General features: G+C 56.7%; 16 protein-coding genes. 6 read left to right on the forward strand and 10 right to left on the reverse strand.

Features of this window, described 5'->3' with window-relative positions:
• Window position 1: 1 nt before the first annotated feature.
• From AB5Y86_RS10320 to AB5Y86_RS10330, 3 genes are read left to right on the forward strand one after another with little or no spacing between them, the layout of a single operon-like run.
• Window positions 2-343, forward strand: coding sequence for a carboxymuconolactone decarboxylase family protein (locus AB5Y86_RS10320; RefSeq protein ID WP_005353600.1), 342 nt, complete (start codon window positions 2-4; stop codon window positions 341-343).
• Window positions 344-392: 49 nt separating this feature from the next.
• Window positions 393-830, forward strand: a complete 438-nt coding sequence (locus AB5Y86_RS10325; RefSeq protein WP_235666683.1) for a PaaI family thioesterase — start codon at window positions 393-395, stop codon at window positions 828-830.
• Window positions 831-834: 4 nt separating this feature from the next.
• Entirely contained in the window at window positions 835-1,326 is a 492-nt protein-coding gene (locus tag AB5Y86_RS10330) for a Dps family protein (RefSeq protein ID WP_005334596.1), read from the forward strand.
• Between the two features lie 40 nt (window positions 1,327-1,366).
• Here AB5Y86_RS10330 and AB5Y86_RS10335 read toward each other — a convergent pair whose 3' ends face one another.
• From AB5Y86_RS10335 to AB5Y86_RS10360, 6 genes are all read right to left on the reverse strand, one after another.
• A complete protein-coding gene (locus AB5Y86_RS10335) occupies window positions 1,367-1,633 on the reverse strand; it encodes a hypothetical protein (protein WP_368192809.1) in 267 nt (88 codons plus the stop codon).
• Between the two features lie 11 nt (window positions 1,634-1,644).
• Window positions 1,645-2,160 carry an AAA family ATPase gene (locus AB5Y86_RS10340; RefSeq protein ID WP_368192810.1) on the reverse strand — a complete coding sequence of 172 codons (516 nt, stop codon included), beginning with the start codon at window positions 2,158-2,160 and terminating at the stop codon, window positions 1,645-1,647.
• 160 nt (window positions 2,161-2,320) lie between these two features.
• A complete protein-coding gene (locus AB5Y86_RS10345; RefSeq protein WP_368192811.1) occupies window positions 2,321-4,063 on the reverse strand; it encodes an AIPR family protein in 1,743 nt (580 codons plus the stop codon).
• 384 nt (window positions 4,064-4,447) lie between these two features.
• Entirely contained in the window at window positions 4,448-4,711 is a 264-nt protein-coding gene (locus AB5Y86_RS10350) for a hypothetical protein (protein ID WP_033113193.1), read from the reverse strand.
• A 166-nt stretch (window positions 4,712-4,877) separates the two neighbouring features.
• On the reverse strand, window positions 4,878-5,789 hold the full coding sequence (locus tag AB5Y86_RS10355) for a BRCT domain-containing protein (protein ID WP_100653308.1): 912 nt from the start codon (window positions 5,787-5,789) through the stop codon (window positions 4,878-4,880).
• Window positions 5,790-6,025: 236 nt separating this feature from the next.
• Window positions 6,026-7,063 (reverse strand): Mal regulon transcriptional regulator MalI, encoded by a 1,038-nt coding sequence (locus AB5Y86_RS10360; RefSeq protein WP_103252222.1) that lies wholly within the window; start codon window positions 7,061-7,063, stop codon window positions 6,026-6,028.
• Window positions 7,064-7,354: 291 nt separating this feature from the next.
• On the opposite strand from AB5Y86_RS10360, the gene malX reads away from it, so the two are divergent.
• Entirely contained in the window at window positions 7,355-8,926 is a 1,572-nt protein-coding gene (gene malX, locus AB5Y86_RS10365) for a maltose/glucose-specific PTS transporter subunit IIBC (RefSeq protein ID WP_368192812.1), read from the forward strand.
• An 87-nt stretch (window positions 8,927-9,013) separates the two neighbouring features.
• The gene (locus tag AB5Y86_RS10370; protein ID WP_368192813.1) at window positions 9,014-10,204 is read left to right on the forward strand and encodes a MalY/PatB family protein; all 1,191 of its coding nucleotides are present in this window, start codon (window positions 9,014-9,016) and stop codon (window positions 10,202-10,204) included.
• A gap of 83 nt (window positions 10,205-10,287) precedes the next feature.
• Here AB5Y86_RS10370 and AB5Y86_RS10375 read toward each other — a convergent pair whose 3' ends face one another.
• Window positions 10,288-11,220: a LysR family transcriptional regulator gene (locus tag AB5Y86_RS10375; protein WP_201948287.1), complete on the reverse strand. Its 933-nt coding sequence runs from the start codon at window positions 11,218-11,220 to the stop codon at window positions 10,288-10,290.
• A gap of 489 nt (window positions 11,221-11,709) precedes the next feature.
• On the opposite strand from AB5Y86_RS10375, the gene AB5Y86_RS10380 reads away from it, so the two are divergent.
• Window positions 11,710-14,811, forward strand: coding sequence for a hypothetical protein (locus AB5Y86_RS10380; RefSeq protein ID WP_368192825.1), 3,102 nt, complete (start codon window positions 11,710-11,712; stop codon window positions 14,809-14,811).
• Window positions 14,812-14,906: 95 nt separating this feature from the next.
• On the opposite strand, the gene ruvC is transcribed toward AB5Y86_RS10380, so the two are convergent.
• From ruvC to AB5Y86_RS10395, 3 genes are all read right to left on the reverse strand, one after another.
• Window positions 14,907-15,428, reverse strand: coding sequence for a crossover junction endodeoxyribonuclease RuvC (gene ruvC, locus AB5Y86_RS10385; protein ID WP_005334512.1), 522 nt, complete (start codon window positions 15,426-15,428; stop codon window positions 14,907-14,909).
• A 115-nt stretch (window positions 15,429-15,543) separates the two neighbouring features.
• Window positions 15,544-16,593, reverse strand: coding sequence for an efflux RND transporter periplasmic adaptor subunit (locus AB5Y86_RS10390; RefSeq protein WP_368192814.1), 1,050 nt, complete (start codon window positions 16,591-16,593; stop codon window positions 15,544-15,546).
• A gap of 15 nt (window positions 16,594-16,608) precedes the next feature.
• Entirely contained in the window at window positions 16,609-19,671 is a 3,063-nt protein-coding gene (locus tag AB5Y86_RS10395; protein WP_368192815.1) for an efflux RND transporter permease subunit, read from the reverse strand.
• Window positions 19,672-19,743: the final 72 nt, after the last annotated feature.

A 19,743-nucleotide genomic window follows, 5' to 3' on the forward strand; every position in this document is an offset into this window, starting at 1 on the left:
GATGAAAAATTATCGAGAGATCAATAAAGAACAACACCAGCTTGGCTCTGCTTATCGCAAGAGCAGCCCGGATACCATGAATGCGTTTATTGCGCTGCACAAAGCCGTTATGAAAGAGGACGAGGCGCTGGCGTTGAAATATCGGGAAATGATTGCCCTCGGTATTGGTATCGCTTCTCGCTGCGATGGCTGCATTGCCGCCCATGTTGCCGGGGCCGTGAAGGCCGGTGCTTCGCGAGCGGAGCTGATTGCCACCGTGGATGTCGCGGTATTGATGGGAGGCGGCCCCTCCATCATCTATGGCACCCAGGCACATGCCGCCATCGAAGAGCTGCTCTCCTAGCACTCTGTTCTCAACATGCGAGTGGCCAAATAGCGAGTGAATAGATCAAGTGGATGAATATCAATCAGAGAACTATCAACAGACCATGATGTCCCACGCCCGTTGCATGGTGTGTGGCACTCATAACCCGGATTCACTGGGAATTCGCTTTTACCAGGGGGAGGAAGGGACGACGGAAGGGCTGTTTATTGCCGACCAGCGCCATCAGGGTTACAGCGATATTTTGCATGGCGGCATGACCAGCACCCTGCTCGATGCGGTGATGACACATGCGTTGCTGCAACGGGGAATAAGAGGATTAACAGCGGAGCTGACCGTTCGTTTTATTGCTCCCATCGATATCGGCAGCAAAGTAGCGCTGTCGGCCAGAATAGTCGACCAGCGTCACGGTATCTATCGCCTGAATGCCGTAGCGTCGGTCGGCGGGATGATTGTTGCAAAAGCATCGGCCAAATTTATCAAGCCGAAAGCCAATGACAGGAGTTAGCGTGATGAAAAAAGAGAGTGTGGTTTTACCAGAAATGGATATCGGTATTTCAGCCGCCGATCGCAAGAAAATTGCAGATGGATTGTCGGCACTGCTTGCCGATAGTTACACCCTTTATTTGATGACCCACAATTTTCACTGGAACGTAACCGGCCCGCAGTTCAACAGCCTGCACAATATGTTTATGGATCAATACACCGAGCAGTGGAATGCGCTGGATGTTATCGCCGAGCGGATCCGCGCATTGGGCTTTCCCGCTCCCGGCACATACAAGGAGTTTGTCCGTCTCTCCTCCATTGAGGAGGTCGAAGGGGTGCCCTGTGCCAGTGAAATGCTCAAACATCTGGTGTTGGCGCAAGAAGCCACGGCGAGAACCGCCAGAAAACTGTTCGATCTGGTCGATGCCGTCAATGACCAGCCCACCGCCGATGTGCTGACCCAGCGCATCGATATTCATGAAAAAACGGCCTGGATGCTAAGAAGCATGCTCTCCTGATGGCACGGGGCTGCCATATCTTTGGCAGCCCGATCTTCCCTTACCTGTTTGGTCCAACCGGGCCCTTTGGCTGCTGTCGTTTGGTTCGATAGCGATGCACGAGCCAGTCAATTCCCGCCATTGCCGCCGCGACGCCAATCATGATCAGAGTGAGGCGGCCGCCCTCCTGCCACGAGAGCAAATCCAGATGAAAGTCCTGCCGAATAAATTCAGGGATCAGGCCGATAGGCAAGGTAATAGCCAGATAGGATATAAATTTTCTGAAAAACATATGGTCAGGTCTTGGCGTCTGTTTGTATTGCTCCATCCAGTTTCCTGTTAGCTGTTAACGGTCAGTTGAGTGAGATAGCTATTTACCGCTTCACGAGTCGTGAAATGGTGCTTGTCGTTTGGGAATCGATCAAACAGCTCGCGATGGAAGTGGCGGGAGCTTTTGCCGGCTCGTTGCCCATATTCCGATGCCCACACCAGCAGTTGTTGAAAGTTCTTTTCCGCTGCCACTGCATCCCGTTGTCTGGCGCTTTGTGAGCCGCGCGATAGCAGTGAATCCCGGCATACAGACCAATCGAGATCCAGAAAGAGCAGGGTATCGGCGGCATCAAGCAGTTGCTCGGCCAGGGCACCAAATACCCCTTCGACCACCCATGATGGCTCTTGAGCAAGTGTTTGAATGGCATGGTCAATCTCATGCTGGGGCCGTTTTTGGTTAAAGCCGCCCGGCTGCCAGACAATGGTGTCCAGATTGACCTCGCGGATAGTTAACCCCTCAGCCAATCGAGCCGCCAACCAGCTCTTGCCCGATCCCGAGTTGCCAATAATCAGAATTCGTTTCATCTATGAGATCTCTTTTTTGGAATAGATATCTGGAGGCTGGAAAGTAGAGGTGATGACGCGAATGTCAGAATACGTTTCGCTATTCGAACCTACGAGCTTTCTTAATTGCCAACATATAAGGAGTCAGAAAGACTCCTTATATTTTTATTATGAAATTTGTTTATGCGGGTTGACTCTTGCGTTTTTTATTTAGCAAGCCTTTGTTAAATTCGTCAACCATAGTTTCAGTTCTGATAAAGTCTCGAATTTTTTCTCGAGTACTTACACTATACCTTGATAATATACTCTCAAGTTTAATTGCCACCTCTTCAATATGCTCTACAAACTTTTCATTATCATTTAAAACAGCAGATACTTTATCTTTTAATGCTCTTTGACTTTTGGGGGGAGCTTCAAGTAAAGTTGGTTGATCCCAATGTTTTCTTACTAATGCATATAATATATAAAATCTAAAAATCCCGCGTGACCGTTCAATCTTAGATGTTCTCAAAAGAAAATCGAATTTATATAACGCCAAGGCGGCAACGTGATATAATTCAACGTTATGGCTTTTAGAGAATATTTTATCTCTAAACTCTTTTCTAATACCTCTGTGGTCTCTTGCTGCTCTATGTGGTTGGAAGAAGAACATCGCTGCAGCTACTTTCATCAAGTCAGAAGGGCGAAGAATCCTTGTTCGCTCAACAGAAATATCACGATATTGATTGTCTCTTCTTTCTATAAATATTCTATCTTCGCCACTTTGAGCTGCACAGTATTCTTCCAAATCCTTCATGAATGGTAGTAGTGCCCAAAATTGATCTTCTCTTACTTCATTTTGACGATTAGTTCCAATAATAATGCTAGAAATAAAGTCTGTATTACTGCAACCGATTAACCGTAAAGGGACAGATATCTTATCCACGTTATCGTGGATATGTGAAAGAATATTGGTTGTTTGGCATCCATTGACGATCTGATAATCTTCAAGATTAAAAATATCACCCTTTCTATCTATGCTTTTTGATACGACGGTAATGCCATTATTTTTAAAAACAAAAGATTCATGGCCTCCTGCTTCCAGTTCTGCAATTATTGATTTATTGATATCAGAATCAGGATTAAAGTCTCTTACATTATCATAAAATATAGAACGATTTATATGTCTTATTCCGTCTTGATCTGGCTCACCAAGCGCTATTTTTAAAATTTCTGATGCGGGTACATAGCCAATATATGCCTCATCTACACTATCATGAAGAGGCATTGTTATTGCTTTTTGGAAATTTATACTTGCAGATGTAGAGTTTGTCGCGGAGCGAAATCCATTCTGAATAACTTTTGCTCCGACACACTCAATAAGTACACTACTAAATATATTCAATTCATTTAGACGAATCTTATTTGTTTGAATTAGCCTATTGATTAACTCAGAAATAGAGCCTGAACCCGTGGTACAGTAGTAGCATTTTAGTGCTGGACTGGTTTTTGCTGCCGCATTATATATTTCTTCCTTTACATCGAACAGGCATTCTATTTGGTCGCCTTTTATGAGTTTTTGTTCAGTAAAGAAATCATAAACAGCATCAAGGAATTTTGAAATTTCACCATAATCTAGGTTGTCTGATATTTTTGATTGATAGAAATGGAATTCAGAAGAGTGGTTTTTACCGATAGAGAGAATCTCTGCAGCTTCATCAACATCAGTGCAAAGCTTACCTTGAATAGATATTGCAACACCATCAATGCCAAATTCATCACCTTTTAGGTGAGCTTTAAATGGATCAATATTTTCACCGAGAACACCATTTTCAATTGAAAATATAGACATTACTTCAAAAAGCTCTGAATCATTCATTTCTTCATGTGGATTCATTTCCCTAAATGTTTTTATTTGAGCTCTTATTATTGGGTTGATAGCCATATATCTCTCTTGTTTTTGTTAATGTGAAGGCGAATTTTTATGCTGTTCGGGATGTAAATTTAAATATTGTCATAAGTGAGTTTTAACCCGCGCAATAATGGCATGCATATTCCCGTATTTTCAATTACTTGCTAGCACGTTACTCCCCTCAGCCTGCTGTGGTTATCCGGCGATGTGGGGGGATGGCGAAACGGCTGCACAGGGTTGTCTCTGCAAGAGTGGTTGCCAAGTGGGGCATATTAATCGAGAGAGGGGCAGGGTAAAACCGCAGTCGGGCAAAAACCTGCCAGAGATCAATAAATTACTTATTAAGTGGCTGCTATTTGCCCACTCGGGACAGTGACCGCAGACAGAGCTTCATCTCTTGCCGGGTACAACCGCCACTCAATACTCCAGAAACTTCTCCCCGCAGCGTTCGCAAATAAGATGTTTTACATGGGTGGTCTGGTAGGCCAGTGTTTCACCAAACGCCCAGTTGGTGATGCTGCTGGAAGTAAAGGCTTGCCAGAAGGCTTTGCGCGGATCCTTGGGCATGATGTCCTGGCTGTGATCGCGGGCGACCAGCACCACGATATGGCGGGTACGCTCGCCGCATTTGTCACAGCGATGGATTTCACTCGGCGGATTCTGGTCGTGCGGGTTGCTCATAAAAAGGCTCGTGAAGAGAGGCAGGCGCCCATCATATTCCTCTTCACTTGGCTCTCAATCTCTCCTTGCCGGCGCAGTGAGCAGCCTCACGTTTTGGCGTGCTGTTGGCTTGCAGAAGGAGTGAATTATCAAGGCGCGGGCGTGAGCCCCCGCCGTGATATAAGGTTCAAGCCGACTCGTGCAGAGTGTTGGCATGGGCAAGCCAGGCTTCTTCGGTGACGATACGTACCGAGTGTCCTTTCTCCTGCAGCAACATGGCCTTTTCGATTTTTCTGCCGTATGAGGAGAAGCGCCAATCCCGCGAACTGAGCTCACCGATGATGAGGTAATCAAGTTTCTGGGTGACAGAGTCTTGGGGAGTTGCACCCAATAGCAAGGCTGTTTCCTCGCACTGTCGGCGTGTACCGGAAAGAAACATGCCGGTGAAGCAAACAGTACAGTCATATAGGGTATCTATTTCGAAGTCACTGATGGCCAACTTGGTTGCCATACCCGTGACAGCCCCATGCTCGAAGGGATTGCCGATAAACAACATCAATTGTTGCTGCAACTCCTCTCTCTCTTCGGCAGTAATAATGCCATCCAACAGGATACGCTCCACCGTCTGATACAGCTGTTTTCCGGGATAGTGGGCCCTCAGCATGCTGTTTTGTTTCATCCACCAACTCAGGTAATGGATCTCGTCATCGGACAGCTGTTGATCTCCCATCAACCCCTGACAGAGCCCCTCGAGTAATAGCTTGTCAGATTCCTCTGAATAGAAGTCGACACCCGGTAGATGACGATATGTTTCCATCAGACGGGGAAGCGCACTCATAAGGTGGATTTTTTCTTCTTCACACAACTTACCGTCTTGCAGCACATTGGCGACCATTTCTCGTAGCTCACGAAAGATCCAGCTGTTGAGGCTGGCACTCTCTTTGAGCCATGTATCCAGATACAGGATCTCCTGCTCATCGATGACACTGTCTGCGATTATGCCATCCAAGATCCCCATCAGATTATTCAACTGCTTGTCGCGGTTGCGTGCTGCATTGTAGTTAGCGACTGGCTGGCCATGACGATTCAATTCACCCATTGCATGATCCCTTGCTGGTTACAAAGAGAGTGAGAACTACCCGTAGATATGGATCGCTGCGGGTGTACCTAATGACTTCATCATATAAAAGTTGGCTTCAATCAGGCCAGAAGACTTGCCTGCCATTAGTCACGCATGTGAGCTTTGTCGAGAAATGGTTTCCTGGCGGATTGGAGAGATGCCCTTGCTTGCCGATTGGCGGGTCAGTTCCTGTTCATCTACTAAGTGGCGGGAACTCAAGCCGATTCCCGCTTTTGCAGATTGGGGGTGATGATATGGCGGTTGGGGGCGAGCTCGGGTTGCTGCATCCGGGTCAGCAGTCGTTTTGCCGCCTGACGGCCGATTTCGCGGGCCGGTGAGCTGACAAAGGTGAGGGCGGGGGAGGTGAGTTCGGCCTCCGCCACATCGTCAAAGCCGAGCAGGGCTACCTGCTGGCCGATGTAGTTGTCCTTGCCCACGGTGCGGCCGCTCGCCTCGACGCCATAGATGGCGCCGAGCGCCACCTCGGGGTAGTGGCAGAGCACGGCGGTCACCTTGGGGTGCTGATGCAGCAGTTGGGCGATGGTGTCGGCGGCGCTGCGCTGGGTGCGCTCGCACTCCAGTACCCACTCTGGCTTGAAGGGGAGGCCATATTGCAACAGGCTGGCGCAGTAGCCGCCGATCCGCTCGGCGCGGGTGAGGGAGTCGGCCCGCCCGCCGACATAGGCGATATGGCGGTGGCCCTGCTCGATAAGGTAGGTGGTGGCCTGCTTGGCGGCGTGGGTGTTGTCGGGGCCGATAAAATCCACGTCATCCCGATAGTAGGAGCGGGCGGCACACACCACCGGCAGCTCGGAGTCGAGCAGGGTCTCCAGGGTTTTGGCCGCCGCGCCGCGCACCGGATTGAAGATGATGCCCGCCACCCCCTGCCGTGACAGGGAGTGGATGCTCTGCTGCAGCCGCTCCGGGCTGTGGCCGCACTGGGTCAGAAACAGCAGATAGCCCTGCTGCTCCAGCACCTCACTCACCCCGGCGGTCACCTCGGTATAGAAGGGGTCGGTGATGTCGCGCAGGATCAGCCCCACCAGATTGGACTGCTGGCTGCGCAGGTTGGCGGCGGCGCTGTTGGGCACGTAGTCGAGCTCTTTTATCGCCTGCTGCACCCGCTCGGCGGTGGCCGGCGAGATGCGCCCCTTGCCGTTGAGCACCATGGAGACGGTGGTGACCGACACTCCCGCCCGCTGGGCGACATCGGTGATCTTGGTGGCTTTGGCAGAGAGGGATTTGGGCGACATAGGGCGAACGGACGATGGCATGTTGAGAGCGAGGCCCCAGCATACCTGCTCAGATGTTCAAGTGAAACGTTACATCACCATTGGGCCGATCCGGCTCACAAATTTGGATCCTGCCGTCAGCCAGCCCCCTTATTCTGTGATCCTGTCGGCACTTGTAAATTGATAAAACGTTTTATCATCCAGCAAAACCTGATGCTGACCCGCGCCTTTTGCTTCGAGATTGCGTCGAGATTGCCTCGAGCGGGGGAGGGCAGCCGCAGATATTGCTGTCTATTCACAAGGAGCCGTTTCATGGCCAAGCCTCAAGCCAAATCCACTATCTGGGAGTTCCTGCAGAGCCTCGGCAAGACCTTTATGTTGCCGGTCGCCCTGCTGGCCTTCTCGGGCATCCTGCTCGGTGTCGGCAGCTCGCTCACCAGCGATGCGGTCAAGCAGAGCATGCCCTTCCTCGACAATACCGTGCTGCAACTGCTGTTCCTCTGGATGACCAAGGTGGGGCTGGTGGCCTTTATCTACCTGCCGGTGATGTTTGCGGTGGCCATTCCGCTCGGGCTGGCGCGAGAAGAGAAGGGGGTTGCGGCCTTTGCCGGTTTTGTCGGCTATGCGGCGCTCAACCTCTCCATCAACTTCTACCTGACCGTGGCCAACGTCATCGGTGATGCGGCGGCGGAGAAGGCCTACGGGGTGAAATCGATCCTCGGCATCAGCTCCATCGACACCGGGATTCTGGGGGCTATCATCGTCGGGGTGATCGTCGCGAAGCTCCACGCCCGTTTCTACACCTACAAGATGCCCGATGCGCTCGCCTTCTTCGGCGGTGCCCGCTTCGTGCCCATCATCACCGCACTGGTGCTGGGTGTGGTCGGCTTGGTCGTGCCGTTCGTCTGGCCCTGGTTTGCCGCTGGCATCAACGGCATCGGGGCGCTCATCTCCCACGCTGGTCCCTTCGGCCCCTTCCTGTTCGGTACCGGTGAGCGCCTGCTGCTGCCGCTCGGTCTGCACCACATTCTGGTGGCGCTGATCCGCTTTACCGAAGCGGGCGGCACCCAGCTGGTATGCGGTCACGAGGTGAGCGGCGCCCTCAATATCTTCTACGCCGAGCTCTCCTGCGCCGACACTTCCGGCTTCTCGGTCTCTGCCACCTCCTTCCTCTCTCAGGGCAAGATGCCAGCCTTCCTCGGCGGTCTGCCGGGTGCGGCGCTCGCCATGTATCACTGCGCCCGCCCGGAAAATCGCGGCAAGATCAAGGCGCTGCTGGTCTCCGGCGTGGTGGCCTGCGTCATCGGCGGCATCACAGAGCCGCTGGAGTTCCTGTTCCTGTTCGTGGCACCGGTGCTCTACGTCATTCACGCCATCCTGACCGGTCTGGGCTTTATGACCATGGGGCTGCTTGGCGTCACCATTGGCAACACCGACGGCAACCTCATCGATTTTCTGGTGTTCGGCGTGCTGCAGGGCACCGCCACCAAGTGGTATCTGGTGCCGGTCGCGGCCGCTATCTGGTTTGCCATCTACTACAGCGTGTTCCGCTTCGCCATCGTGCGCTTTAACCTGAAAACCCCCGGTCGTGAAATCGAGAACAGCGAGACTGCCCAGCCCGCAGGCAAGAAGGCCGGCAACAGCGGTTACAACGGTGAAATCATCCTTAACGCCCTGGGCGGGGCCGATAACATTCTCGCGCTCGATAACTGCATCACCCGCCTGCGGATGTCGGTGCAGGACATGAGCCGGGTCGATGACAAGGTATTAAAGGCAAACGGCGCCATCGGGGTGATCAAGCTCGACGAGCACAACCTGCAGGTGGTGATCGGCCCGCAGGTGCATCTGGTGAAAAACCAGCTGCAGAGTCTGATGGGGGCCTGAACCGGCCAATAAGATCCGAACGGGGGGCGCAAGCCCCCCTTGTTTGCCTCTCCCAATATGTCTCCTGTTTATGGAGGGAGAAACTTCATGCACGATATTTATGACTTCGACCGCGTGGTCGACCGCCACGGCACCTACTGTACCCAGTGGGACTATGTGGCCGACCGTTTTGGCCATGCCGATCTGCTCCCCTTTACCATCTCCGACATGGATTTCGAGACCGCCCCCTGCATTCGCCAGACCCTGGCAGCCCGCCTTGAGCACGGGGTCTTTGGCTACAGTCGCTGGAATCACGACGACTTCAAGGGGGCTGTGAGCCACTGGTTTGCCCACCGCTACGGGGCGAGCCTCGACCCCGAGACGCTGGTCTACGGTCCCTCGGTCATCTATGTGATTGCCCAGCTGGTGAGTCTCTGGTCGGCGCCGGGGGAGGGGGTGCTGGTGCATACCCCCGCCTACGATGCCTTCGGCAATATGTTGGCTGCCAACGATCGGGTGCTGCTGCCTTGCCCGCTCAAAAAAACAGAGGGGAGCTACCAGATCGACTGGGCCTGCTTCGAGCAACAGGCTGCCCGCCCCGATTGCCGGATTTTGCTGCTCTGCAGCCCCCACAACCCCACCGGCCGGGTCTGGACGCGGGATGAACTGGGCCGGATGGCCGCCATCTGCCAGCGCCACGGGGTCAAGGTCATCTCGGACGACATCCATATGGATGTGAGCTTTGCCCGCTACCTGCCGTGGAGCGAGGTGGCACCGGATGACCACTGGGCGCTGGTGAGCTCGGGCTCCAAATCCTTCAATATTCCCGCCCTTGGCGGCGCCTACGCCTTTATCGCCAACGCAGCGGCGCGGACCGCCTATCTGCAGCGGCTCAAGGCGGCCCACGGTCTCTCATCGCCCCCCATTCTCGGGGTGCTGGCTCATATCAGCGCCTATCGGGACGGGGCTGGCTGGCTCGATGCGCTCAAATCCTACCTGCACGGCAATCTCGCCCATGTGGCGGCGCGGCTCAACGCGGCTTTCCCCGCCATCGACTATCGGGTGCCCGAGGGAACCTATCTCGCCTGGATTGACCTGCGCGGTCTTGGCATCGACTCCACCGAACGGATGGATGCGCTGCAAACCTTGCTGGTGGAGAAATATCGGGTCGCCATCATGCGCGGCGACACCTACGGCCCGGAAGGCTCAGGCTATCTCCGCCTCAACGTCGGCTGCCCGCGCTCGAAGGTTGACCAAGGACTCGACGCTCTGATCGGCGCGCTAGGGGAGGTGGGGTAAGGGTTGGGATATCTGGCTGGATGAGCTGTTGATTCATCCAGCCGGTGACCTTGATAGAGGCGTTCGGCTCGGTTATTGCGGGCTCAGAAGGTGGCGATCAAGGGGCTATTGCAAGTGACCTGAGCCTGAATGTCCTGGCACAACATCTGAATGTGGGGCTCATCGATCTTCTCGCGAGGGATATAAATACCGATAGTCCCCTTGTTGTACTCTTCGCCCATATTCAGCTGGCCAATACCAAATCGGGAAAAATAACCAGCCATGCTCACCGGATAAGGCATGACAGCATTGCTGTTATTGACAATATCAATGCTGGTGAGCAGGGAATTGCTGCTATAAATGATTTTGTCATTTAGCTTCATGGCGGCGCGTTCCTGCTTTTTTCTCGCCAAATCATCGACCAGATGCAGATATTTATCCTCATCCGGCGTCACCAGCAGGCTGGGATAATCGACCAGGTCCTGCTTGCTGCATATTTTCCCTGTGAGGGGATGGCCCGCTCTGACAAATACCCCATCGTGAGAAATAAATAGCGGGATAAATATCAGGCTGTAATTTTTGGCCAGCCCGTGAATTTCATGCCCGAGAAACAGATCGATATGATTGTCCAACAGCAGATCGAGCAGACGCAGATGGTTGCCGACTTCAATATTGATGGCGCAGGATGGGTTAGCCTGCTGATAGCGGGCGGTGACAGGTTGCAATACCGGCTGCCACCACGCATGTCCGGTGCCCACCTTTAGCGGCCGCGCGGTGCGCTCGCGCAGGCTGGCCAGCTGCCTGAGGGTGTCATCGTAGATCCGCTGCATCACGCGCGCCTGCTCCAGCAGCAGCTCTCCGGCAGCGGTGAGCGTCACGCCGCCTGCGTGCCTGACCAGCAAGGTAGTCCCCAGATTCTCCTCAAGCTTTTTCATGTTGTGTGTCAGCGTCGGCTGGCTGAGTCCCATTTTCCTGGCTGCCAGACTGACATTTTTGTGGGTGGCCACTGCAATAAATTGTCTTAGATGCTTGTCCACGAATATGGCGTCCGGTCATGGGCGGGTGGTGCGCCAAGCTAGTGTAATCACCATGGGCTGTCAATTATCTCCCTTCACGTTGTATTCAATTCGCTTTTACCGCCTGATAGCCGGTTTGGTGCGGGGGATCACGTAATTTCATCTGGTTATAGATGTTATCTATGCCGATGGTGACGTGGTCTATTTTTCTGGCGAATGCTGACCACGTAGACTGGCAAAAACGGTTTTACTCAATGCTGTTTCAATAACAAAACAAAAAAGTAACGAAGGGAAAATATGAAAATTCGTCCATTGGCTTTATCCGTGGCGTTATGCTGCGGCGGGGTTCTTTTGTCCGGTTGTCATGACAGCTCATCCAGCGGTAGCGATAACGGGGTCAAACCGGAGGTGAAGGCGCCCTGGGATTTTGATCTCTATATGGTTGGCGAATTTAGCGGCTGGGGCCGTGAGGAGAAGTTCAAACTGACCTTCAAGGAGGGGGTCTATCGTCTGGACAACCTGAAGATGAACTCGGGTATGTCCCCCTTCAAAGTGGCTGGCCCCGAGTGGACCAAATATCCCGATTTCTCTGCTGACTCCCGCAAGGAGACCAGCATCTTCCCCGGTCAGGTCTATCCCATGTACTACCAGAACAACGGGCAGAACAACCGTCTGGTGGTGACCGAAAAGGGGCTGATCGATATTCAGGTCAAGGTGACCAATGCCGATCTGGCGGCACCGGCCATCGAGTTCTCCATGGTGCGTGATGACCCCAATTACAGCGAGAGCCTCTATCTGAAAGGGATTGATGGCAATCTGGAGCCCGTGCTGCAGATGGTCTATCAGGGGGACAGGCTGTATGTGATGGTGGCCAGGCTGACGGTGGGTGAACACAAGATAAAGATCGCCTCCGCACAGGAGGGGATTGGATTCGGGATTAATGGCGCCATTGCCTTGAACCACCCGGTCAAGATGCAGCGCTGTGACGCCCAGTGTCAGCTGGCATCAGTGCGGGTGGATCAGGAGGGGTATTACAAGTTCCTGCTGGACGCCAGCCAGGATGAGAATGCCCCCTTGTTGCAGGTTAGCATCGCAGGAGAGGGAGACCTTGGCATGATCAATCCCCATGAAGGGCATGAGCTGATCGAGAAGCGCGAGTATGAGACCTATAAGCCCGGAGTGACGGAAACGGCTACCTTCTCGGTCAAAAAGGCCAGTGACGAGTATCGCAGCTATGCGCAATCGACTACTCAGGAGTTGCGTGATCCGGGCGAGAACTTTACCACCTATCAGGAGCAGTCCGATCTGCCCCGCTTGCGATCCGGCAACATGGTATTTGATGCCCTGTTTGCGCTGGCCGCTTACGAGATGCGCCAGAACAGCGTGGCTCAGGTCAAGGATGGCAGTTACAACGGGGGGCAGGCGATCCCTTGCGACTGCTTTGAAACCGGCGCCAAGTGGCATTACGTCTGGACGCGGGATCTCTCCTACGCCACCGATCTGGGGCTGGGGGTGCTTGATCCCCTGCGGGCGCGCAACTCCCTGCAGTTCAAGCTCTCTGATTTCAGAGCCGAGCTGAAAAGCGATATGGACAGTTTGATCCCGCAAGGACGCCAGATCATTCAGGATACCGGTACCGGGGGCAGCTGGCCCATCAGTACCGATCGCATGAGCTGGGCCCTGGGGGCCGAGCGGGTGCTGGCTGCCCTGTCTGATGCCGAGCGCCGCGCGTTCTTGCCCGATGTCTTTGAAGGACTGAGCAACACCATAGAGAGTGATCGTCTGGCCGCCTTCGATAGCGCAGATGGTCTCTATGTCGGCGAGCAATCTTTCCTCGATTGGCGCGACCAGACCTATGCCAAGTGGATCACCGCAGATATCGCCCACATCGGCATGAGCAAATCTCTCTCCACCAACGTGACCCACTATCAGGGGTTGCTGCTGGCCGCGCGGGTGGCGAGCGAACTGGGGCACGATGAGCTGGCGATCCGCTATAACCAGTGGGCGGGTGAGCTGAAACTGGCGATCAATCGTGCTTTCTGGCTGGCTGACGAGAAGATGTATGCCAGCCTGATCAACACCAGTACCGATCAGAGCCCGGCCTACAAGTTCGATCTATTGGGGGAATCCCTCGCCATTCTGGCCGGTGTTGCCGATGAGGCGCAGGCCAAAGAGATCATCAGTCGCTATCCCATGGGCCCTTATGGCGCGCCGGTCTACTTCCCGCAGCAACCCGATATGCCGGTTTACCATAACCGCGCCATCTGGCCCTTCGTCTCCGCCTACGGGCTGAAGGCGGCGGCCATGGTGCAGAACGTTGCCGTGGTCGATCACCATATCGACTCCCTGATGCGCGGCGCCGCGCTGAACCTCTCCAACATGGAGAACCTCGAGTGGCTCTCCGGTCAGCCCTCCCTGATGGATCTGACCCATCCCGATTTGACCGGGCCGGTGATCAACTCCCAGCGCCAGCTCTGGTCTGTCGGGGGCTACCTTGGCATGGTGACCGACACCACCTTCGGCTACAAGGTGGAAGAGGGGGGGATCCGGATCAAGCCGTTTGTCACCGCTCACTTGCACAAGCTGATGGGGGCCAAGCCCGAGGCTGCACTCAAGGGATTGAACTATCGTGGCAAGCAGATTGACATCGTGCTGCAACTGCCGGAGCTGGGCGGGGAGGGCAGTTACTATCCGGTACGCAGCATTACCCTCAATGGCGCCCCGGTGGGTGAGCAGATAAGTGAAAACATGCTGGCCCCTAGCAACCGGATTGAGGTGACGCTCGGTGCCGCCGTGGCTGACGATCAGGGGATCCGCCTGATCAAGGATGTGGCGCCGCTGGATGTCGAGAACAGGCAGGTGTTTGCACCGACCGAGCCGACCCTGCTCGGGGTTAGCGAGCAGAGTGGCAAGCTGGTGGTTGCCCTGCAGGACAGTCTCAACAAGGGGGCGGTCAGCTACAACATTTATCGGGATGGCAAGCAGGTGGCCTCCGATCTGGGTCGCGCGACCAGCTGGGCCGACGACATGGTACTGCAGCCGGGCAAGGCCTATTGCTACAGTGCCGAGGCGGTCTATCCGGAGTCCGGCAACCGCTCCCATCATGCCAAACCGGTTTGCTATCAGCCTGCGCTGCAACATATCGCCATCGATGGGGCCAACGTCTCCCATACCGGCAGTGTGAGCGCCGCCGATGGGGCCATTCCCGTCCCTTACCTCAAGGATTGGGGCCGCCCCGACGACAGCTTGCTGGTGCAGGGGGTCAAGCTCGATGGCAAGCACGCCATTCGCCTGCAATACAGCAATGCCCAGCATGCCATCAATCTGGGGGTGACCAACGGGGTGAAACGGATCTCGGTAGTGAGTGGTGGCCAGGTTGTCACCAGCGGTATGGTGCAGATGCCCCATGTGATGAAAGAGGGCGACCTCAAACCGCTGCGTGACTCGACGCCGTTCGTGATTGATCTGCCTGCCGGGGAGTATGACATCCGGGTGAGCGATTTTTACAACATGAGTTACCTGAAGGCAAACGACACCTACAACGATGCAGGCGGTCAAAAGGGGGCGGTCAATCTGATCGATCTCGCCAGCATCACCATTTCGGCTTGCTAAGCGCTCAAACAAAACGGCCAAACAAAACCGCCCCGGATAGCCGGGGCGGTTTTTTATTTAGCGATACCGAGATGAGCCGCGGTCAACACAAGGGCTCAGCGATAGCGGCCACGTACCGAGCTGCTGGCGCGGCCGGCCATCTTGATCAGGCTCTGGCGGGTGTGCAGGTGGCAGAGCGCGACGCCGAGGGCATCCGCTGCATCCGCCTGCGGGGTGGCGGAGAGTTTCAGCAGATGGGTCACCATATGCTGCACCTGCTCCTTGGCGGCGCCGCCGGTGCCGACCACCGCCTGCTTGATCTGGGTGGCTGAGTATTCGCTCACCGGCAGATAGGCGTTGACCGCGGCGACGATGGCGCTGCCCCGGGCCTGCCCCAGTTTCAGGGCCGAGTCGGCGTTGCGGGCCATAAAGACTCGCTCGATGGCAAACTCGGTGGGTTTGAACTGGGTGATGATCTCGCACACCCCGTCATAGACCTGTTTGAGGCGCTCCGGCAGCTCGCCGCAATCGGTGCGGATGCAGCCAGAGCCAAGGTATTCGGCCTTGCCGCCCACGACCCGGATAACCCCGTATCCGGTGATCCGCGAACCCGGATCGATGCCCAAAATAATGCTCATGGGTGTTGATTGCTCTAAACGCGAGTGATGGCCGCCAAGATAGCAAACTGTGGCCCGTTTGGCTGTATGTCCCGGGTCAAGCGGGCAAAGATTGGCCAGCCTGCGTCGGGCGTGGCTACCCCTTGAACAATTCTATGGTATCGCCATCCTGCAGGCTGCCCGCGCCGCGCACCACCACCCGATCCCCCTGCTTGAGGGCGCCGCTCACCGCCACCTGCTGGCTGTCGCCAAACAGCACGGTGACCGGCACCCGATTCACCTTGAGCGCCTTGCCGCTTCGCGCCACCTGATAGACCACGCTGCCATCGGTGCCGAGCACCAGAGCATCCCGGGGCAGCAGCATGCTCTGCTGATCCCCCAGTGGCAGGGCAACCCGTACCGGCGAGCCGATGATGAAGTTGCCCGCTTCCGGTTTGAGACGCAGCTCGATGAGGCGCGACTTGAGATCGGCGCTGGCGGCTCGCTGGTAATAGACGCCATGACCGCTCAGCTGCTCCCCCTCCACCCGCAGCCGGGTTTGCGGCGCCAGCTGCTGGGCCCAGAGAATGGGGGCCTGCAGGCGGATATCCGGCTGATCCGGGTTGACCAGCTCCAGTGCCTGCTCGCCTGCGTCCACATGCTCGCCGGGCTGGATGAAGTGGTTGTTCACCACCCCGTCGAACGGGGCATAGATGTGGCTGCGGCGCAGCTGTTCTTCAATCTGGTTTACCTGTATGGCGGCCAGTCGCTCGGCCAGCGCGGCCTGCTCCACATCGTAGCTGGCCTTGTCGTACTGGCTCTGGGAGGCGCTCTTTTGCTGGTGCAGCCGGGTGATCCGCTGGGATTCGGCGCGAGCGAAGCGCAGGTTGCTCTGCCATTTCGCCTGCTCGGCGCGAGCCTGCTCCAGCGAGAGGCGCAGTGCCGCGCTGTCGAGGCGCAGCAGCTCATCCCCTTTTTTGACCCGGCTGCCAAATTCGGCGATCCATTCCACCCGGCCGCTCACTTCGGCGCTGAGTGCCGCCTGCTGGCGACTCGCCACCGTGCCGCTGACCCAGATATTGGCGGCCGCATCCCCTTGGGTCACATCCGCCAGGGTCACCATCTTGCCCTGATCGGCCAATACCGGTAGCGCACTGCCTGCAATCAGCACAGCGCCAGCCAACATTCGGGTAATCATATGTGTCATCGATGAGCTCCTTGCTCAGGCCCGCTGGCGCAGGGGTTGTGGGATCGCCACCTGCTCCCCGAGACGCAGGAAGGCAGGCAACAGGATCAGGGTAAACAGAGTGCTGCAACTCATGCCGCCGACAATGACGGTGGCGAGCCCGCGGTAAATTTCGCTCCCCTCGCTCGGGCTCAGCATCAGCGGCAGCATGCCGAAGATGCTGGTGAGGCTGGTCATGGCGATGGGGCGCATCCGGCTTTGCAGGGCATCGGCCACTGCCAGCTGACGGCTCATGCCGTCCCGCTCGGCGGTGCGGGTCTGATGCACCAGCAGGATGGCGTTGTTGACCACCAGTCCCAGCAGGATGACAAAGCCGATGATGGTGAGCAGATCCATCGGCAGCGGCACCAGCAGCCCGCTCAGTTGCAGCGCCAGCACGCCGCCAACCGAGGCAAGGGGCAGGGTGAGCAGCACCAGCAGGGCATCCTTGAGGGAGGCAAACACCCCCCACAGCAGCACCAGCAGGATCACCACGGCGAACAGGAAGATGGTCCCCAGATTGTCGAGCGCCTGTTGCAGGCTGTCGGCATTGCCGGCAATGCGCAGCTCGCCACCAGCGGGCAGCAGGGGGCGGATGGCGGCAAAACTGCGGTTTTTCAGGGTGTCGATCACCTGCTCCATGGTCATGCCCGCCGGGGGGGCTATCTGCAGGATGATGCTGCGCCGCCCATCGGCCCGGAAGATGCTGGCCGGGCCCATGTCGTGCTCCACCCGCAGCAGCTCGCCAAGGGGGACGATGCGTCCGGAGGGGGTGGCCAGCGGCACTGCCTTCAGTTCGTCCGGATTGGCGGAGCTCTGCCCCATCAGCATGATGTCGAGCCGATCTTCGCCGTCAAAATACTCGCCAACCCGCAAGCCGTCGCCAAAGGTCTGGATGATGGTGGGCAAGGGCGTGCGATCCCAGCCCACTTCGGCGAGACGCCGATCTTGCGGCACCAGTTTGAGCTCGGGGGCGGTGAAGTCGAGACTCGGTTCAGGCCGGATCTGTGCTCCCGGCAGGTCCTTGCTGAGGATCCCCATGCTGGCTCGGGCCGCCTGATAGAGCTCGGGCAGGTTGCCTCCCTGCAGCAGCAGGGAGACGCCGTTCTCGCTGTCAAAGCCGCCAAACAGCGACCCCTGACCGCCGAACACCCGAGAGTCGGGAATGCCTACCAGCAGCTGTTTCATCAACAGGCTCTCCAGCTCCTTGATGCGGGTCTCGTCCTTGGGGCGCACGCCAATCTGGGCGCCCCCCGGGTAGCGCAAGATGTAGTAGTTCTTGAGGGCAGGCTCTTTCTCCCCCTTCATGTAGGGGGCGAGGCGGGCGATCAGGGTATCGATCACCTCTTCGCGCTGGGCCTTGAGATTGACCCCGGGGGTGAAGTTCATCCAGACATCCACCGCGTCCCGTTTCACGTCCGGCAGATAGTCCATCTTGGGCAGCAGCGCCCAGGTGGCCAGGGCCGGCAGGCTCATCATCAGGGTGATGACCGTCCAGCGCTGGCGTGAGGTCGAGGTCCAGCGGATCACATGACGAGTGGTGCGCTGCCACAGCGACTCATAGGGATCGGTCAGCGTTTCATGTCCCATCCAGCGCGCCGCCACCGCGGGCAGCACGATGACGGCGACCAGCATGGAGACCGTCACGGCGCAGGCGATGGTGAGCGCCAGATCGGCAAACAGCTGACCCTCCACATCGTTGAGCAGCAGCACCGGCAGGAAGATGGCGACCGTGGTGAGGGTGGAGGCGACCAGCGCCGTCCACACCTGACGGGTGCCTTCGAGCGCCGCCTCCGCCTTGCTCAAATCCCCCCGCTCGTGGCGCCGGTAGATGCTCTCCAGCACCACGATGGCGGCGTCGAGCACCATGCCGACGGCAAAGGCGATGCCCGCCAGCGAGATGATGTTGAGGGTGCGATCCATCACCTTGAGCAGGCAGAAGGTGAGCATGATGCTGATGGGGATGGCGAGAGCAATCATCAGGGTCGCCTTGAGCTGGCGCAGGAAGAGCCAGAGGATGGCACAGGAGAGCAGCACCCCGAGCCCCAGGTTGGCGGTGACCATGCTGACGGCGCGATTGATGTAGAGGGAGGCATCGAACGACTGCTCCATGTGCAGCCCGACCGGCTCCAGCACCTCGCGGTTGAGCTCGTTCACCCGGGCCTTGATCGCCTCAAGGGAGGCCAGGGCATTGGCGCCGCTCTCCTTGAAGATCTGGGCGGCGATGGCGGTATTGCCGTTCTGGATCCGCAGCACCGGGTTCTCTTCCCTGGCCACCCTTACTTCTGCTACATCCCGCAGATAGATGGGCAGGCCATCGCGCCAGTCCACCACCTTGTCCCCCAGCGTCTCGACATCGTAGCGACCGGCAAAGCGCAGCTTGTACTCCCAGCGACCGATGTCGAGGGTACCGGCCGACACGTCCCAGCCGGTGGTGGCGCGGCTGGCCAGCACCGGGATCTCCACCCCCAGCTCGGCGGCGCGGTAGGGGTCGAAGCGGATCTGGATCTGGCGCTCGTTGATCCCCTCGACTGCGACTGTCGAGACCCCTTCGATGCGCTCCAGCTCGGGTTTGACCCGCGCCTCGATCAGCGCCTGATGATCATCGATCACCCCTTTGGCACCGGGCAGCTGCTGGATGAAGAAGAAGGTGAGGGTATCGTTGCTGCTGTAGTTGTTGACGTAGGGGCCGCCGATCTTGTCCGGCAATCCCGAGACCCGGTTCAATCGCGAAATCACATCGAGTTGGGCCCGTTGCATGTCGGTGCCGAGGGCAAACTCCATGTCGATTTCGGTAAAGCCGGGATAGCTGTTGCTGACAAGGCTCTTGAGCCCCTGAACCCCCTGCATCTCCTGCTCGATGGGGTCGGTGATCTCCGACTCCATCTCCTGGGGCGAGGCTGAACGCCAGCTCACCGAGATGTTGAGGTGTGGACGGTCGATGTCGGGGAACAGCTGGATCGGCAGTCCCCGGATGCTGAGCAGGCCCAGCAGGAAAATCAGCACGATCGAGACCGCCACCCAGATGGGGCGTTCGATCGCCATTTTGGCGAGGTTCATTCACTCTTCCTGAGTTGTTGTTATCGGCCATTCCGCTGGCCTTGCTTCCAAAGCCCCTGCAAAGGGACTCAA

This window comes from Aeromonas sp. s8 (assembly GCF_040907785.1).
In the GTDB taxonomy this organism is placed as follows: Bacteria; Pseudomonadota; Gammaproteobacteria; order Enterobacterales; family Aeromonadaceae; genus Aeromonas; species Aeromonas veronii.

Coding starts and splice junctions, on each gene's coding strand:
- AB5Y86_RS10320 (WP_005353600.1), top strand. CDS start 2: ATGAAAAATTATCGAGAGATCAATAAAGAACAACACCAGCTTGGCTCT.
- AB5Y86_RS10330 (WP_005334596.1), top strand. CDS start 835: ATGAAAAAAGAGAGTGTGGTTTTACCAGAAATGGATATCGGTATTTCA.
- AB5Y86_RS10335 (WP_368192809.1), bottom strand. CDS start 1,633: ATGGAGCAATACAAACAGACGCCAAGACCTGACCATATGTTTTTCAGA.
- AB5Y86_RS10340 (WP_368192810.1), bottom strand. CDS start 2,160: ATGAAACGAATTCTGATTATTGGCAACTCGGGATCGGGCAAGAGCTGG.
- AB5Y86_RS10345 (WP_368192811.1), bottom strand. CDS start 4,063: ATGGCTATCAACCCAATAATAAGAGCTCAAATAAAAACATTTAGGGAA.
- AB5Y86_RS10350 (WP_033113193.1), bottom strand. CDS start 4,711: ATGAGCAACCCGCACGACCAGAATCCGCCGAGTGAAATCCATCGCTGT.
- AB5Y86_RS10355 (WP_100653308.1), bottom strand. CDS start 5,789: ATGGGTGAATTGAATCGTCATGGCCAGCCAGTCGCTAACTACAATGCA.
- AB5Y86_RS10360 (WP_103252222.1), bottom strand. CDS start 7,063: ATGTCGCCCAAATCCCTCTCTGCCAAAGCCACCAAGATCACCGATGTC.
- malX (WP_368192812.1), top strand. CDS start 7,355: ATGGCCAAGCCTCAAGCCAAATCCACTATCTGGGAGTTCCTGCAGAGC.
- AB5Y86_RS10370 (WP_368192813.1), top strand. CDS start 9,014: ATGCACGATATTTATGACTTCGACCGCGTGGTCGACCGCCACGGCACC.
- ruvC (WP_005334512.1), bottom strand. CDS start 15,428: ATGAGCATTATTTTGGGCATCGATCCGGGTTCGCGGATCACCGGATAC.
- AB5Y86_RS10390 (WP_368192814.1), bottom strand. CDS start 16,593: ATGACACATATGATTACCCGAATGTTGGCTGGCGCTGTGCTGATTGCA.
- AB5Y86_RS10395 (WP_368192815.1), bottom strand. CDS start 19,671: ATGAACCTCGCCAAAATGGCGATCGAACGCCCCATCTGGGTGGCGGTC.